The 16,232-nt window shown below is 68.4% G+C and carries 16 protein-coding genes and 1 riboswitch; of the genes, 5 read left to right on the top strand and 11 right to left on the bottom strand.

The window, feature by feature from the left end; all coding sequences use genetic code 11:
• Positions 1–56 precede the first annotated feature (56 nt).
• Positions 57–195, bottom strand: a riboswitch (FMN riboswitch).
• A gap of 77 nt (positions 196–272) precedes the next feature.
• The 7 genes from J4H85_RS01045 to J4H85_RS01015 are packed head-to-tail and all read right to left on the bottom strand — an operon-like array spanning position 273 to position 5,758.
• A complete protein-coding gene (locus J4H85_RS01045; protein ID WP_208236053.1) occupies positions 273–1,319 on the bottom strand; it encodes an LLM class flavin-dependent oxidoreductase in 1,047 nt (348 codons plus the stop codon).
• Entirely contained in the window at positions 1,319–1,549 is a 231-nt protein-coding gene (locus J4H85_RS01040; protein ID WP_208236051.1) for a tautomerase family protein, read from the bottom strand. Before J4H85_RS01040 ends, J4H85_RS01045 begins: the two co-directional genes overlap by 1 nt.
• Positions 1,550–1,552: 3 nt before the next feature.
• On the bottom strand, positions 1,553–3,037 hold the full coding sequence (locus tag J4H85_RS01035) for an aldehyde dehydrogenase (RefSeq protein WP_208236049.1): 1,485 nt from the start codon (positions 3,035–3,037) through the stop codon (positions 1,553–1,555).
• Positions 3,034–3,828: an alpha/beta fold hydrolase gene (locus J4H85_RS01030; protein WP_208236047.1), complete on the bottom strand. Its 795-nt coding sequence runs from the start codon at positions 3,826–3,828 to the stop codon at positions 3,034–3,036. The genes J4H85_RS01035 and J4H85_RS01030 overlap by 4 nt, the downstream gene beginning before the upstream one ends.
• Positions 3,829–3,858: 30 nt before the next feature.
• Positions 3,859–4,431, bottom strand: a complete 573-nt coding sequence (locus J4H85_RS01025) for an amino acid synthesis family protein (protein WP_307863300.1) — start codon at positions 4,429–4,431, stop codon at positions 3,859–3,861.
• Complete coding sequence (locus J4H85_RS01020; protein WP_208236045.1) at positions 4,428–5,084, bottom strand: amino acid synthesis family protein; 657 nt, start codon at positions 5,082–5,084, stop codon at positions 4,428–4,430. Before J4H85_RS01020 ends, J4H85_RS01025 begins: the two co-directional genes overlap by 4 nt.
• Entirely contained in the window at positions 5,081–5,758 is a 678-nt protein-coding gene (locus tag J4H85_RS01015; protein ID WP_208236043.1) for a GntR family transcriptional regulator, read from the bottom strand. The genes J4H85_RS01020 and J4H85_RS01015 overlap by 4 nt, the downstream gene beginning before the upstream one ends.
• Before the next feature lie 116 nt (positions 5,759–5,874).
• Between J4H85_RS01015 and J4H85_RS01010 the strand changes: the two genes are divergently transcribed.
• Positions 5,875–6,822, top strand: coding sequence for a flavin reductase (locus tag J4H85_RS01010; RefSeq protein ID WP_208236041.1), 948 nt, complete (start codon positions 5,875–5,877; stop codon positions 6,820–6,822).
• Positions 6,823–6,925: 103 nt separating this feature from the next.
• Positions 6,926–8,590 carry a BCCT family transporter gene (locus tag J4H85_RS01005; protein WP_208236039.1) on the top strand — a complete coding sequence of 555 codons (1,665 nt, stop codon included), beginning with the start codon at positions 6,926–6,928 and terminating at the stop codon, positions 8,588–8,590.
• 94 nt (positions 8,591–8,684) lie between these two features.
• Here the strand turns inward: J4H85_RS01005 and J4H85_RS01000 are convergent, their stop codons facing one another.
• From J4H85_RS01000 to J4H85_RS00990, 3 genes are all read right to left on the bottom strand, one after another.
• Complete coding sequence (locus J4H85_RS01000; protein ID WP_208236037.1) at positions 8,685–9,665, bottom strand: putative endonuclease domain-containing protein; 981 nt, start codon at positions 9,663–9,665, stop codon at positions 8,685–8,687.
• Positions 9,666–9,995: 330 nt separating this feature from the next.
• On the bottom strand, positions 9,996–11,006 hold the full coding sequence (trpS, locus tag J4H85_RS00995) for a tryptophan--tRNA ligase (protein WP_208236035.1): 1,011 nt from the start codon (positions 11,004–11,006) through the stop codon (positions 9,996–9,998).
• A gap of 63 nt (positions 11,007–11,069) precedes the next feature.
• Positions 11,070–11,924 (bottom strand): exodeoxyribonuclease III, encoded by an 855-nt coding sequence (locus J4H85_RS00990; RefSeq protein ID WP_208236033.1) that lies wholly within the window; start codon positions 11,922–11,924, stop codon positions 11,070–11,072.
• 161 nt (positions 11,925–12,085) lie between these two features.
• Between J4H85_RS00990 and J4H85_RS00985 the strand changes: the two genes are divergently transcribed.
• From J4H85_RS00985 to J4H85_RS00975, 3 genes are all read left to right on the top strand, one after another.
• Complete coding sequence (locus J4H85_RS00985) at positions 12,086–13,567, top strand: DHA2 family efflux MFS transporter permease subunit (RefSeq protein ID WP_208236031.1); 1,482 nt, start codon at positions 12,086–12,088, stop codon at positions 13,565–13,567.
• A 71-nt stretch (positions 13,568–13,638) separates the two neighbouring features.
• Positions 13,639–13,971, top strand: a complete 333-nt coding sequence (locus tag J4H85_RS00980; protein ID WP_208236029.1) for a thiamine-binding protein — start codon at positions 13,639–13,641, stop codon at positions 13,969–13,971.
• Positions 13,972–14,027: 56 nt separating this feature from the next.
• Positions 14,028–14,621 carry a short chain dehydrogenase gene (locus J4H85_RS00975; RefSeq protein WP_208236028.1) on the top strand — a complete coding sequence of 198 codons (594 nt, stop codon included), beginning with the start codon at positions 14,028–14,030 and terminating at the stop codon, positions 14,619–14,621.
• A 17-nt stretch (positions 14,622–14,638) separates the two neighbouring features.
• On the opposite strand, the gene asnB is transcribed toward J4H85_RS00975, so the two are convergent.
• Complete coding sequence (asnB, locus tag J4H85_RS00970) at positions 14,639–16,147, bottom strand: asparagine synthase (glutamine-hydrolyzing) (RefSeq protein WP_208236027.1); 1,509 nt, start codon at positions 16,145–16,147, stop codon at positions 14,639–14,641.
• Positions 16,148–16,232 lie beyond the last annotated feature (85 nt).

Raw genomic sequence — 16,232 nt, 5'->3', positions numbered from 1 at the left:
TCCGTGGTTCCTGCCCATCACAGTTCCGGGTCGCTCGCGACACCTCGGCGGCGTCGCTCGCGTTCCTCTCATCCGGACTAGAGCGCTGAACGCTCATCACCGTCGGTACCGGAATTCCACCGGTTCAGCCTCGCGGAAGCGAGGGTCGCGGACTGTCACCGCCGGTTCGGATTCTCACCGACCCCGGAACACACTCCTACTGTACATCGGGCGGAAGCCCCGCGCGTGTCGGATTGCTCCGAATGACGCGCGGGTGCTCCCGCGGGGTTCCGCTATCCGCGGAACGCCGGCATCACGTCGGCGATGAACAGCTCGAGCGAGCGCTTCTTCTGCTCGTGGGAGAGCGTGTTGTCGCTCCAGAAGCTGTACTCGGTCACGCCGAGTGCCGCGTAGTGGTGCAGGCGCTCGATGACCTCGTCGGGCGTGCCGATCATCGCGGTGCGGTGCAGCGCCTCGGGTGCGAACTCGGGGCGTTCCGCGAACTTCGCCGGGTCCGATGGGGCGAGGAACCCGTTCTCCGGCGTGTTCTTCTCGAACGCCCAGGCGTTGAACGTGCGGTAGAACGTGTTGATGCCCTCGGCGGCCGGACGCCAGCCCTCGGGATCGTCCGCGCTGTGCACGTAGGTGTGACGCAGCACCATGATGTCGGGGCGGCGCTCGATCTCGGGGTGATTCGCGATCGCGGTCTCGTACTTGCCGACGAGCGCCTCGACCTCTTCGTCGCCTTTCATGAGCGGCGTCACCATGACGTTCGCACCGTGGGCGACTGCGAAGTCGTGCGACTCGGGGCTGCGGGCCGCGACCCACACCGGCGGGTTCTTCTGGATCGGTTTCGGCACGCTCGTCGAAGTCGGGAAGCTGAACACCTCGCCGTCGTGCGCGTAGTCGCCGTCCCAGAGGTGGTTGACGGTCGCGACGATCTCGTTCATGGCCTTGCCGCCCTCGGTGGCCGGCATGCCGTCGGCGAGGCGGTCGAACTCGAACTGGTACGCGCCGCGCGCGACGCCGAGCTCGGCCCGACCGCCGCTGATGACGTCGAGCAGGGCGACCTCGCCCGCCGTGCGGATCGGGTTCCAGAAGGGCGCGATGATGGTGCCGGCACCCAGTCGGATCGTCGACGTCTTCGCCGCGAGATAGGCGAGCTGCGGCATCGGGTTCGGCGAGACGGTGTACTCCATGGAGTGGTGCTCGCCGATCCAGATGGTGCTGAACCCGCCGGCCTCGGCGAGCAGCGCCAATTCGACGAGGTTCTCCCAGTGCTGCTCATGGGGGATCGAGTCGTCGTAGCGCTCCATATGGATGAAGAGGGAAAAACGCATCACATGCTCCTGTCCTGCGGTTCGGGTGCCGCCGACGCGGCTGCGGTGCGCTCGGCGACGGTCTGGTTGGTGCGCGACCACAGCGCGGGTTCGACCTCGCGCACGATCACGGTGATGTTCTCGGGGGCCGCGCCGACCGTCTCCTCGGCGGCGCGGTGCACGGCGTCGATGAAGGCGCGCAGCTGCTCGGGCGAGCGTCCGCGGGCGATCGACACATCGATGAGCGGCACGGGTCAGCTCCGCATCACGAAGGGATCGGCGACCGGTCCCTCGTCGGTGTTGATCCACACGCTCTTGAGCCGGGTGTACTCCTGCATCGACTCGATGCCGTGCTCGATGCCGACGCCCGAGCTCTTGAATCCCTGCCGGGGCGACATCGGCGACATCGCCCGGTAGGTGTTCACCCAGATCGTGCCGGCGTCGAGGCGACGGGCGAGCCGGTGGGCGCGCGCGAGGTTCTGCGTCCACACGCCCGCGGCGAGGCCGTACTCGGTGTCGTTCGCGAGCGCGACGAGTTCGTCTTCGTGCTCGAACGGCATGATCGCCGCCACCGGACCGAAGATCTCCTCGCGCACGACGCGCATGTCGTTGTGCACATCGGTCAGCACGGTGGGGGAGTAGAAGTATCCGGGCAGTTCGAGGCCGTCGGGCCGCCCACCGCCCGCGTGGACGCGCGCGCCCTCCGATGCGCCGAGCTGCACGTACGAGTCGACCTTGTCGAGCTGGTCGGCGAAGGCGAGCGGTCCGAGTTCGGTCTCATCGGCGAGGGGGTCGCCGATCGTGATCGACCGTGCGCGCTCGGTGACCCGCTCGAGCAGTTCGTCGTAGACGGCCTTGTGGGCGAACACGCGACTTCCCGCGATGCAGGTCTGACCGCCTGCGGCGTAGATTCCGGCAATCACGCCCATCGCCGCGTTCGACACGTCGGCGTCGTCGAAGACGATGTTCGGGCTCTTCCCGCCGAGTTCGAGCGTGCAGCCGATGAACCGCGCCGCGGCCTCCGAGGCGATGCGCGATCCCGTCGCGGTCGAGCCGGTGAACGAGATCTTGGCGAGCGCGGGGTGGCTGACGAGGGGGGCGCCCGCTTCGACCCCGAGACCCGTCACGACGTTGATGACGCCGTCGGGGAACCCGGCTTCCGCCGCGAGCTCGGCGAGACGCAGCACGGTGCGCGAGGTGTACTCGCTCGGCTTGATGACGACCGTGTTGCCCGCCGCCAGCGCGGGGGCGATCTTCGACGTCGTGAGCGTGAGGGGCGAGTTCCAGGGTGTGATCGCGCCCACCACGCCGAGCGGCTCGCGCTGCGTGTAGTTCAGGATCGCGAGGTTCGACGCCGGGATCTGCGCGCCCTGCACCTTGTCGGCGAGGCCGGCGTAGTAGTAGAAGTACTCGGGCAGCGTCCGCATCTGCCCGCGCATCTCGCGCAGCAGCTTGCCGTTGTCGAGGCTCTCGAGCAGGGCCAGCTCGTCGGCGTGCTCGCCCACGAGATCGGCGAGACGACGCAGCAGGTGCCCGCGTCGCGTCGCGGTGAGTCCTGCCCAGGCCGGCGACTCGAATGCGGTGCGGGCCGCGGTCACGGCCCGGTCGACGTCCGCCGCGGTGCCGCGCGCGGCTTCGTAGAGCACGTCGAGCGTCGCGGGGTTGGTGCTGGCGAAGTACTCGCCGTCGACGGGCGCGACGTGCGCGCCGCCGATGAAGTGCTGCAGGCGTTCAGTCATGATGACCTTCCTTCCGATGCTGCGATGAATGCGGTGATGGCCGGTGCGAGCGCCGGCGTGTCCTCGACCGGCATCATGTGCCGTGCGCCCGGCACGATGGTGACGCGGCAGTCCGGGATCGCCGCCGCGAGGCGCCGCGACATCTCGGGCGTGGACCCGGGGTCGAGCTCACCGGTGATGGCGAGCGCCGGAGCGGAGATCGCGCCGAGCTCCGGCCCGATCTCGCGATCCCCGCGCACGAAGACCGTGTACGCGTGGAGGTACGACTCGAGATCGTTCGCGAGCAGTGTGCGTCGCGTGCCCGCGATGACCTCGGGCGGCACGGTGGTCGTGGCGGCCGGGTACCAGCGCTCGATCGACGCCTCGACGCCCTCGGCGAAGTCGTCGCCAGCGGTCGCGAGTCTGGCCTCCACCTTCGCGGCTTCGTCCGGCGTTCGTCGGCACACCGAGTTCACGCTGGTGAGCGTCGCCACGCGATCCGGCGCGAAGCGCGCGATGTGCTGGGCGATGAGGGCACCGAGCGAGAAGCCCACGAGGTGCACGCGGTCATCGGGAGCGCCGTTCGGCAGACGCTCGAGCACATCCGCCGCGAGCGACGCCAGCGTCTGCGGCTCGCGCAGCGGCGGCTGCGCGCCGTGGCCCGGCAGATCGATCGCGATGCACCGATGACCATCGGTCTCGAGTCGCGCGATGAGCGGATCCCACATCGTCCGGTCGAGGCCCACGCCGTGGAGCAGCACGACGGGAGTGCCCGACGCGTGCGGCGCGGGTACGTCTGAAGCGGAGTGCATCGGTGGAATCTCGCTCTCGGGTCCGGACGGTCAGTCCTGGCCGAGCTCGGCCAGCCGCTGCTGCGGACGGCCGCGGTTCGCGCCGGCGAGCGCGATCAGAATCTCGTCGGCGTGCGGAGCATCTGCCACACGGACCTCAACGGTCTGGTGGTGCGAGCGGATCTTCATGTCGGTGAAGTGCTTCAGCGGAATGTCGAAGGAGATCCCGGCCGGCCCGCGCTTCTCGACCGCGGGCAGCAGGGTCGTCGCGTTCGCGGCGTTGCGGAAGTGATCGCCGAAGCGCAGATTGTGGATGATGCCCGATCCATGCTCCACCTCACCGTTCAAGCCGATGATGGCCGCCTTGCCGTACGCCTCGAGCGGGGCGTCGAGCGCCGCCATCACGCGGGGGGCGAGCAGCGCGCCGAGATCCGACGCCACCGCGTTGATGCCGGGCAGCAGGTCGTCGACGAACCCCTGACCCGCCCACGGGTTCGGGAACACCGCGCCCACGATGGCGACGCGGGCGAGCGGGTCGACGGGGCGGCCGCCCTCGAACAGGGTCTCCTCGACGATGGTGAAGATTTTGCGGGGGGCCAGTTCGGTGGTGCGCTCAGTGCTCACAGGGTGATCTCCTTCAGGATCTCGGAGGTGATGGGCCGGTCGGTCGCTCGGTCGCCGATGCGCGCGTGAGGCCGCGGCCCCGTCGATGCGGCGGCGATGACGACGATCTCGTCGGCATGCGGGGCGTCGGGCAGAGCGACGTCGAGGGTCTGGTAGTAGTCCCGGGTCGCGGCGGCCGTCTTGTGCCAGAGCGGCACGCGCAACAGCTCGCCGGGCTCGGCGCGGCCGTCCGCGAAGCAGAGGATCGAAGTGCCTTCGAGCGCTTCGCGCACGAGGTTGCCGAAGTATGGGGTGTGGATGAGCGCGGCCGCGTGCTCCAACTCGCCGTGCGCGCCGACCAGCGCGGCCTTGCCGAACGCCGCCACCGCCTCCGCGCCGCCGAGTGCGTCGAGCAGACGATCGGTCAGGAGTTTGGCGAGCACCGGGGCGATGCGCTCCCCCTCGGGTGCGAGGTCGTGGTCCGTGCCGGTACCCGTCCAGGGGTTGCGGATGACCGCGATCGCCGCGGCGCGATGCGTCGTGCCGCCATTCGGACCCGGAGCCTCTTCGATCTGCGTCGAGAGGCGGCGGAGTCCGATGGCGCGCGCGATGTCGCCGATGTCGTTCAATGTCGAGCGCGCGAAGAGATCGACGGTGGTGGGGGGCGGGGTCATGCCTGGTCTCCTGTCGCTGGGACGGCGCCGCCGTCGTGCTCGTGGATGCGCGCGAGCGTCGCCGCCTGGCGCGACTGCGCCACGTGATTGCGGGTGGCGAACTCGGCCGCCAACGCGTCCTTCGATTCGATCGCGGCGAGAATTCTGCCGTGCTCGCTGAGCGACGCCCCGAGTCGGCCGGGGAGCGCGAGCGTCTGGGTGACGATGCGGTGGTAGGCGAGCTGGTTCATCAGCAGTGCGTAGTGCTCGGCGAGCTTCTGGTTGTCCGCACCCGTCACGAGCGTGTGATGGAACTCGTGGACGAGCGTGGCGTACGCCCGGGCATCCCCGGCCTCGACGACCGCGCTCTCGTCGGCGACGTTCTGGCGGAGGATGCGGAGTTCGGCGACCTCGCCGCGCTGGGCGAGGAGCCCCGCAGCCAGCCCCTCGAGGGACTCCTTCAGCTGGAACAGCTCGAGGATCTCTCGCTCCGTGGGTTTGCGCACGAACGTGCCGACGCGCGGGCGGACTTCGACGAGCCCTTCGCGCTCGAGCTGCTTCAGCGCTTCGCGCACGGGCGTACGGCTGACCTCGAACTCTTGAGCGAGTGCGATCTCGCCGAGGAGTTCGCCGGGAGGAGCGGAGCCGCTGACGACCATGTCGCGGAGGCGCTCGAGAATCGTGCCTTCTTGCATACATCAACCGTATCTTGCATTCATGAGGGGGTCAATGTTGTGCGGCAATTTCCTGTGAACTGGCTGTTTCAAGCGAGTTGCTTGACGATTTCACGATCACTGTTAGCATTCCTTGTATGCATCAGATCAAGGAAGCTGTGATTGGCGCGTGGGAAGCCGCGTGGGACCGGGGCGAGCTCGACGCCTTCGACGCGATCCTGCACGAGAACTACGAACGCGTGAGTACGAGCTCGAAGCGCGTGACCGACGCCGAAGCGCTGAAGCGCGAGATCAGTGAAGTCAGAGCCGCCTTCCCCGACCTCGTCACGACGGTCGACAATCTCGTGATCGATGAGACGGGGCAGTCGGCAGCGATCTTCTGGAGCACCACCGGCACGTTCACGAACGACCTGCAGGGCGTACCCGCCAGCGGCACCCGCGTCGAAACGCGCGGGTCGAACCTGGTCGAGTTCCGCGACGGCAAGATCGCGCGCGAAGAAGTGACCTGGGATCAGAGCGAGCTGCTTCGCGACCTCGGGGTACCGTCGCTCCGATCCGCATTCGAAGCGGACGACTCGGTCGTCGACGACCTGAGCGGTATCCCCTCGCTCGACGCGCTCAAGGGGTTCAACCGGCAGTTCATCACCGGGGTCACCGTCGTCACCACGATCGACGCCGAGGGCAAGCCGCGCGGACTCGCGGCGAACTCCTACGCCTCCGTCTCGCTCGATCCGCCGCTCGTGCTCGTGTGCGTGCAGAAGACGACGAGCACCTACGCCTCGCTGTTCAAGTCGACGCACCTCGGCATCAACATCATGAGCCACGCCCAGCGCGACACCGTGGGTGTCTTCGCATCGAAGGGCGCCGACAAGTTCGCCGACCTCGACTGGCACGCAGGCCCGTCAGGGAGCCCGCTCATCGACGGATCCGCCGCCTCCATCGAGGCCGAGATCAAAGAGCGATTCCAAGCCAAGACGCATACGGTGTTCATCGCCAAGGTGACGCACGCCGAACTCGCCGACGTCGAGCCCATGGTCTACAAGGCCGGCCGGTTCTTCGACGGCGCCGAACTCACCGAGCTCTGAACCCCGGCGGGCCCCGATCCCGCACCTCCCACGGCGCCCCATCGGGCGCCGCCCATCCAATGGCCGCGCCAGGCCATCCTTCCGACACAAGGACGTGTACCGCATGAGCACTCAGCAGGATTCCTCGGGTCTCGGCCCCGGGCCGGGGGGCGACGACGAGTCGTTCCTCACCCACTCCATCGACGTGGTGCGTGCAGAGCAGCAGCGGTACCGGCCAGGGGCGGTGTTCTACATCTCCACGGTGCTGATCCTGGTCTTCGTGCTCTGGGCCTCGATCTGGCCCGAGCACCTCGGCGCCACCATGACGACCGCGTCCGACTGGTCGGCACGGAACATCGGGTGGGCCTACCTCGCCGTCACCACCGGGTGCATCGTGCTCATGCTGTACCTCGCGATCAGCCGATTCGGTCGCGTGCGACTCGGCGAAGACCACGACCGGCCCGAGTACAGCAACTGGGCATGGATCGCCATGATCTGCGGCACCGTCATGGGCATCGGCCTCATCAGCTACGGTGCAGCCGAACCCATGACCCACTTCATGGACCCGCCGCACGGATTCGCGGAGCCCGAGACCATGCAGGCCGCCGTCACCGCCATGCAGTTCTCCTACTTCAACTGGGGGCCGAACGCGTGGGCCCTGTTCGGCGTCTTCGGACTCGCGATCGCCTACTCCACCCACCGCAGGCACAACACCGGTCTCGTCTCGCCCATGCTCCGGCCCGTGCTCGGCAAGAGCATGGACGGGTGGCTCGGCAAGCTCGTCGACGTCTTCACGATCATCGCCACGCTCTTCGGCACGACCACCTCGCTCGGACTCGGCGCCTCGCAGATCGCTGAGGGCGTGAACCGGCTCACCGGACTGCCGACCGACCTCTTCGTGCAGATCATCATCATCGCGGGCATCACCGTGATCTTCACCCTGTCAGCGCTCTCCGGCGTCGCCCGCGGCATCAAATGGATCAGCCAGGCCACCATGCTCGCCGCCGCCGCACTCGGCGTCTACGTGCTCGTCGTCGGCCCCACCAGCTTCATCTCCAACCTCTACTTCCGCTCGTTCGGACAGTTCATCGCCGAGTTCCCGATGGTGGCGCTGCTCACCCCCAACAGCCCGGAAGACCTGCAGTGGATGCAGTGGTGGACCTACTTCATGATGGCCTGGTGGCTCAGCTGGGGAGCGTTCGTCGGGATCTTCCTCGCGAAGATCTCGAAGGGTCGCTCGATCCGCGAATTCGTCATCGCCGTGCTCGGCGTGCCCACCGCCGTCTTCACGGTGTGGTTCACGATCTTCGGCGGGACCGCCATCAACCTCGACATGTTCGGGGGCACCTCGATCGGCGAACAGACGCTCGCAGACACGAACACCACCTTCTTCGCGGTGCTCGGGGAACTGCCCCTCTCGGCCATCACCTCGGTCCTCACCGTGCTCATGGTGGCGCTCTTCTTCGTCTCGGGAGCCGACTCGAACACGTTCGTGCTCAGCGTGCTCTCGTCACGCGGATCCATGAACCCGACGAAACCGGTGCTGGGCGTGTGGGGAGTGCTCACGGGGGTGTGCGCGATCGTGCTGCTCATCGTCGGCGGGCTCCAAGCGCTGCAACAGGCGGCGATCCTGTCGGCCGTACCGTTCACGGTGATCGTGGCGCTCCTCGGCGTCTCCCTCGTGAAAGAACTGCGGAACGACGCGAGGTTCGCCGGCACTCGACCCGTCACCCACGACGAGATGGCGCGCGCGATCCGGCCGGACGCGCGCGACGCCGCGGCGGAGTAGCGCGGGGCGGGCGGGAGCGCGCCCGCCCGCTCGCGCCCGCCCCGCCCGCCCGCGCCCGCCCGGCCGCGCCCGCTTCAGTGCGGCGTTCTGTGTTCTATTCAAGGCGATACGGCACAGAATGTCGCACTCTTGCGGGGCGTGGGGTCTGCTGAACCCACCCTCTCTGGACGAGCGCCTGCTCGATCGCCATGCGTAGCGCGAAGTCGTCTCGATACAGCATCCGTGCGGTGACGCGGATCACGGTCCACCCAGCTTGCGTGAGTTCCCTGATCTTCGCGATGTCCCGGTCCCATTGACGAGCGTCGACGCGATGGTGGTCTCCTTCATACTCCAGGGCGACTCGATAGTCCCGAAATACGAGATCACTGCAGCCGAGAAGTCTGCCGTCCGCATCGAGGACGTCGCTGTTCAACTCAGGTTTCGGGAACCCCCAGTCGCGGCATCGCAGCCTGAGGTGGGTCTCGGGGGCAGACGCACTGTCCGGGGACAGGAGTTGCAGGGCTCGCCGCAGGCGCGCGATGCCCGCACGCCGACCCGCGTTGGCAGCGTGTTCGAGGGCCTCGATGTCTGCGAGTGGGGGTCGCTTCAGCCGTTGTGTTCCCGGGATCCTCTCGCGACGCACGATGGCATCGCCGAGTGCGACGAGGTCGTCATCAGCGAGACGTGGACCCAACGTGCACCAGAGGTCGACTGCGCCGATCAGGGGCGTGCCTGAGAGCGTCGTTCGCGACGCCAGGTGGGCCTGGAATCGGGTGCCGCGGATCCCGGCGCGTTCGGGAGGCCGGTCCGGAACGGTCGCTCCCACGTCCACGCGCTCATCTGTTCCCGCCGGAACGGGCAGGTTCCAGAGCACCGCCGCCGTGCGGCCGCAGAAGAACGCGTGCTCGGGCAGAGAACGGTGTATCGCCCGAGCGAGATCGCGCTGACGGCACCGCCAGGTGGCGGCGGAATGCAGGCTCGAATCGGATTCTGTCAGCACGCGGCGGTATACGCCGAACGCGAGGTGTTCGACATCGGGTGCGTCCAGTCGGCGGCTTGCGACGCCTGCCGCTCTCGCCTCGGATCGCGTGAACACGCGGTCCAGTGTTTCAGGGAGAGGCCGACGTACGCGTGGCATACCCCTATTGTGCGCGGAGCACTCAGGACGATGCGGGCTCGAGAGCTGGCACTGTTCACAACTCAGTTGAGGCGAGAGGTGTGCACAGAGGAAAGCGACCCGAGCACACCGCGATTCCCGCAAAGTGCGGGATTCTGTGCTCTTCAAGCAGGTATATCGCACAGATTCCCGCAATGAAACGGACGGAGCGGCGGGCTGGACCGGTGGACGGAGCAGCGGGCCGGACCGGTGGACGGAGCGGCGGGCCCGACCGGTGGACAGGGCAGCGGACCCGCCGTGGACCTCGCCCTATCGGCGCAGGAGCCCGACGGCGTCGTACACGCGGTCGAGGGTGGTGCTCGCGACCTCGTTCGCGCGATCCGCGGCGCCCGCGAGCAGGCGGTCGAGCTCGGCGGGGTCGGCGAGCAGTTCTTCGGTCCGGGTGCGCACGGGGCTGAAGGTCTCTTCGACGACCTCGGCGAGCCCCTTCTTGAGGTGTCCGTAGAGCTGCCCGGTGTACTCCTCTTCGATCGCCTCGACCGTGCGGCCGGTCAGCACCGAGTAGATGGTGAGCAGATTCGAGACGCCCGGCTTTTCGTCGCGGTCGAAGCGGATGGTGTCACCGGTGTCGGTGACCGCCCGCATGATCTTCTTCTTCGTGGCGTTGGCGGGGTCGAGCACCTTGATGAGGCCGGCCTCGCTGTCGGCGGACTTCGACATCTTCGATGTCGGATCCTGCAGGTCGTAGATCTTCGCGGTGCCCTTCTGGATCTGCGGCTCGGGCACGACGAATGTCTCGCCGAAGCGTGAGTTGAAGCGGGTCGCGAGGTCGCGGGTGAGCTCGATGTGCTGGCGCTGATCCTCGCCGACCGGGACGACCTCGGTCTGGTAGAGCAGAATATCGGCGGCCATCAGCACGGGGTAGGTGAAGAGGCCGACGGAGCTCGCGTCCGACCCGTAGCGCTGCGACTTGTCTTTGAACTGGGTCATGCGGCTGGCCTCGCCGAAGCCGGTGAGGGTGTTGAGCACCCAGGCGAGCTCGGCGTGGGCGGGCACGTGCGACTGGATGAACAGGGTCGACTTGGCGGGGTCGATTCCGGCGGCGATGTACTGCGCGGCGGTGCGGCGGGTGCGCTCGGCGAGTGCCGCCGGATCCTGCGGCACGGTGATCGCGTGCAGGTTCACGACGCAGAAGTACGCGTCGAAGTCTTCTTGCATGCGTGTCCACTGCGACAGTGCGCCGATGTAGTTGCCGAGGTGCAGCGAGTCGCTGGAGGGCTGCATGCCCGAGAAGATGACGGGCGTACCGGTGGTGCTCACAGAGGTTCCTTGGTTCGGGGCAGTTGAGAGATCAGGATCGCGCCCTGTCGGGCGCTGTGCCGCTCAGACGCGGTAGTCGACGACGACGGGTGCGTGGTCGGACCATCGCGCGTCGTAGGAGGGGTAGCGGTCGACCCGGTAGTCGGCGACCCGTTCGGCGAGCGCCGGGGTGACGACGTGGTAGTCGATGCGCCAGCCCGTGTCGTTGTCGAACGCCTGTCCGCGGTTCGACCACCAGGTGTAGGGGCCCTCGACCTCGCCGGCCCACGTGCGCCCGACATCGACCCAGCCGAGACCTGTGCCTTCGGAGTCGTCGACGCCCTGCACCGTCTCGCCACGCGCTCCGAAGATGCGGTCGAAGTAGGCGCGTTCGCGGGGCAGGAACCCGCTCTTCTTGCGGTTGCCCCGCCAGTTCTTGATGTCGAGCTCGCGGTGGCCGACATTGAAGTCGCCCACGATCGCGACGTGCGCCGAGTCGCTGAGTTCGTGCATGCGCTCGGTCATCGCGTCGAGGAAGGCCCACTTGGCGTCCTGCTTCGGCGTCTCGGCCTCGCCCGAGTGGGTGTAGTTGCTGACGACCGTGATGGTGTCGTCGCCGAACGCGAAGTCTGCCTCGAGCCAGCGGCCGGCCGACTGGATGCGATCCTGAGCGTCGTCGGCGCCGAGACCGACCCGGTGCGCGAGCGGGGCGACCCGGCTCGCGATCGCGACGCCCGCGCGTCCCTTGGTGAGCGACGGTGCGTGCAGGATGTGCCAGTCGGCGCCGAGCAGCTCGTCGACGTGGGAATCGTCGGCGCGCACCTCTTGGAGTGCGAGCACGTCGACATCGCGTGCGTCGAGCCAGTCGGCCATGCCCTTGCGGTACGCGGCACGGATGCCGTTGACGTTCACGGATGCGACGCGCAGGGATTCAGCCATGCGCACCAGTCTACTTCGCACCACTGACATGTACGGGGCGGGGCTGGGAGTCCGCCCGTACCGGCGCACCCCAACGTCAGAGGCCGGGCGTATGCTGTCTGGGTCCCGGCGCTCGAGTCGGGCAGCGGGCCCGCCAGCGGCCCCGATGAGAGAGGTCGTCCATGTCAGTGAACAGCGCCCCCGTCAGGCCGTGGGCCGCACTTTGGGCGATGGTGATCGGGTTCTTCATGATCCTGGTCGACACGACGATCGTGTCGGTCGCGAACCCGTCGATCATGAGCGGGCTCGGGGCGTCGCTGACCGCGACGCTGTGGGCGACGAGCGCCTACCTGCTGGCGTATGCGGTGCCGTTGCTCATCACCGGACGCCTCGGCGACCGGTTCGGGCAGCGCCGGGTCTACCTCATCGGCCTGACGGTGTTCACGCTGTCGTCGCTCGCGTGCGGGCTGGCGGGCGAGATCACCACGCTGATCATCGCGCGCGTCTTCCAGGGACTCGGCGCCGCGCTCATGACACCGCAGACGATGGCGGTCATCACGCGCATCTTCGGGCCGCGCGAGCGCGGTTCGGCGATGGCGGTGTGGGGGGTCACTGCCGGTGTGGCGACGCTGGTCGGCCCGATCCTCGGCGGGTTCCTGCTCGACGGGTTCGGCTGGGAGTGGATCTTCTTCATCAACGTGCCGGTGGGCGTCATCGCCTTCGCGCTCGCGCTGAAGTACGTGCCGAAGCTCGAGACGAGTGCGCACCGGTTCGACGGACTCGGCGTGCTCCTGAGCGCCGTCGGCATGTTCCTGGTGGTCTTCGGTATTCAAGAGGGCGAGGCCTTCGAGTGGGGGCGCATCTGGGGGCCGGTCACGGTCTGGATGCTCATCGCGGCCGGCCTCGTCATTCTGGCGCTGTTCGTCGTGTGGCAGCGGGTGCAGCGAGGGGAACCGCTCATGCCTCTGGTCCTCTTCCGCAACCGCAACTTCTCCGTCGGATCGGCGACGATCGTGACCGTGGGCGCGACCATCACGTCGCTCGGACTGCCGATCATGTTCTACTTCCAGCTGGTCGAGGGGCTCTCTCCGACTCGTGCGGCGCTGATGCTCGTGCCGACGGCGGTCGTGTCGGTGCTCATGGCGCGGCCCGTCGGCACGTACGTCGATGCGCACGACTCCCGACGCGTCTCGACGATCGGGCTCGGGCTCGTCGCACTCGGCTTGCTCGGGTACGCGGCGATGATGTGGGCGCAGGTGCCGGTGCTCTGGATGCTCGTGCCGAGCGCTGTACTCGGCTTCGGCAACTCGTTCATGTGGGGTCCGCTCGCGTCGATCACGACGTTCAGCCTCGACCGCTCGCTCGCCGGCGCCGGATCGGGTGTCTACAACACCGGTCGTCAGGTGGGTGCGGTGCTGGGCGCCGCGGCGATGGCGGCGCTCATGCAGGGGCGGATCACGGCCCAGCTCGGCGCCGGCGCCGGCGGTCCGGGCGAGGCCGCCGGGCAGCTGCCCGAGGCGCTGCGCGAGGGGTTCGGGATCGCGATGGGTCAGTCGCTGATTCTGCCCGTCTCCGTGATCATCGTGGGGCTGCTGCTGACGCTGTGCTTCGCGCCGCGACCGACGCGGACGCACACCGAAGCCGTGGCGGTCGCCGCGAAATAACGATCTCGACCGGTGCGGGCGAGCTGCGCCTACGCTGGTGGCAAGATCGTCCGTGACTCGAAGGGATTCCCATGCTGCTCGCATTCTCTGTCGCCCCGTCAGGAACCGGCCGCGCGGACGGCTCCGTCCACGACGCCGTCGCCGCTGCCGTGCAGGTCGTCCGTGAGTCGGGTCTGCCGAACCGCACCGACGCCATGTTCACCACCATCGAGGGGGAGTGGGACGAGGTGTTCGCCGTCGTGAAGCGTGCGACGGACGCCGTCGCCCCGTTCGGATCCCGCATCTCGCTCGTGATGAAGGCCGACATCCGCCCCGGCTTCACCGGTGAGCTCGACGGCAAACTCGAACGCATGGAGGCGGCGATCGACGGGGAACGCGGCGATGCCGGCGTCCGCGACGACTGAGGCCGACGCTTCGCCCGAACCCCGCACGTGAACCCGACTCGAGACAGGGAGACCTCATGAGAATTCTGATCGTCGGCGCCAGCGGACACGTCGGCTCGGCTGCCGCGGCCGCACTCCAGTCGAAGCACGACATCGTGGCGGTGAGCCGCAGCACGGATCCCGCGATCAACCTGCTCGATCCGCAGTCCATCTCGGCAGTGTTCGAGCGTCTCGGGCGTTTCGACGCGGTGATCTCGGCGTTCGGCTCAGCGCCGTTCAAGCCCGCTCCCGAGCTGACCCCGGACGACCTGACCGCCGCGTTCACCGGGAAAGTCCTCAGTCAGCTGAACCTGCTGCGCATCGGCCTCGACTTCGTGAACGACGGCGGCTCGTTCACCCTCACGACCGGCATCCTCTCGCGAGAACCGATCCCCACGGGTGCGGCCGCGGCGATGGCCAACGGGGCCGTGGAATCGTTCGTGCGGTCCGCAGCGGGTGAGCTGCCCCGCGGGATCCGCCTGAACGCCGTCAGCCCCACAGTGCTGGCGTCCGCGACCGGGTACCACGACGCGTTTCCCGGGTTCGAACCCGTCTCGGACGAGCGGCTCGGCCTCGCGTTCGTGCGATCGGTCGAGGGGATCGTGTCCGGTCGCACGTACACGGTGGACTGACGGCAGGCGCCCGCCCGCTACGCCGTCGCGAACCTGCCGAGCACGCGCTGGTCGATGCCGGCGAGGTGGTCGGCGAACATGCGCTGGTAGGCGAGCTCTTCGCGGCTGCGCGGTGCGGCGAGCCGGCTCACGCGCTGATCCGCCCAGTCGTCCTCCGGCGCCAGTTCGGCGGCGCGCTCGAGCATCACGTCCGCCGTGCCGCTGCCGTCGCCGAACTGCTCCTTCGGCCGCCACAGCAGGTCGTCGGGCAGCCACCCGGTGAAGGCCTCGCGCAGGATCGCCTTCTCCTGCCCGAGTTCGCCCGGCAGTAGCCACTCGATGGGCAGGCGGCCAGCGAGACCGACGAGGTCGCGGTCGAGGAACGGCACGCGCGCCTCGAGACCGTGGGCCATGGTGACACGATCGCACCGCTGCAGGTTGAGGTTGTGCAACCCGGAGACGCCGTCGATCAGCGCTTCGCGCAGGTCGGGAGCGTCGACGATGTCGCGGAAGTGCGCGTACCCGGCGAACAGCTCGTCGGCGCCCTCGCCCGTGAGCACGACTTTCACGACGGGTGCGGTCGCCTCGGCGAGCAGGTAGTTCGGCACGGCGCTGCGCACCAGCGAGGGCTCGTAGGACTCGATCGACGCGACGACATCCGGCAGCACCGAGACGACCTCGTCGGCGTCGTAGACGCGCTCGTGGTGCTCGAGTCCGAGGTGCTCGGCGACGCGGCGGGCCGCGATGAGGTCCGAACTGCCCGCCGTCCCGGCGGCGAACGAGTGCACGGGGCCCGGCACCTCGTCGGCGAACGACGCCATGATCGCCGCGACGAGGCTGGAGTCGAGGCCGCCGGAGAGGAAGACGCCGACCGGCACATCGGCCATCATGCGCCGTCGCACGGCAGTGATCAGCGTCTCGCGGATCTGGGTGAGCGCGGCGTCGCGATCCGTGATCTGGGTGCTCGGCACGTGGAGGCTGCGGAACCGCACGAGCCCCTCCTCCGGGGTCCAGCGGTGACCGGGAGGGAACTCCTCGACACGGGTGCGCATCGCCGGATCGAACGCCACGAGTTCGGAGGCGAAGTACGTCGCGCCGTCGACCCGTGCCCAGTAGAGCGGCTTCACGCCGAGTGGGTCGCGGACCGCGGTGACCCGCCCATCGGGGTGCGCGACGACGAATGCGTACATGCCGCGGAGGTCGGCGAGCGCCTCCAAGTCCCCGGCGACGGCCGCGGCGAGCGCCGCCTCGCTGTCGGAGTCCGTCGCGGATGCGAAGTGCAGGCCGGAGACCGTGCGCAGCTCTCGGTGGTTGTAGATCTCCCCGTTGACGACGGCCCAGTGGTCATCGGCCGGTCCGAGCGGCTGATCACCCGCATCGAGGTCGACGATCGCGAGACGCACGTGGCCGAGCCAGGTCGGTCCGACCGCGCGCTCACCGCGTCCGTCGGGGCCGCGATGACCGATCCGGTCGAGCATGGCCCTGCCGAGATCGAGGTCGGGACCGGTGGCGGATACGGGGTCATGGACTGCGACGATTCCACACATACCGTTCGATCTTAGGCCGCGGACCTGGGTGTGGCGCATGATCGCGGGTTTCGACTGAACGGCCGGGGAGTGCCAGAATCAGTGC

It is taken from the genome of Leucobacter tardus (assembly GCF_017583045.1).
GTDB classification, from domain to species: Bacteria; Actinomycetota; Actinomycetes; order Actinomycetales; family Microbacteriaceae; genus Leucobacter; species Leucobacter tardus.
This window is presented reverse-complemented; position numbering and strand designations above follow the sequence as displayed.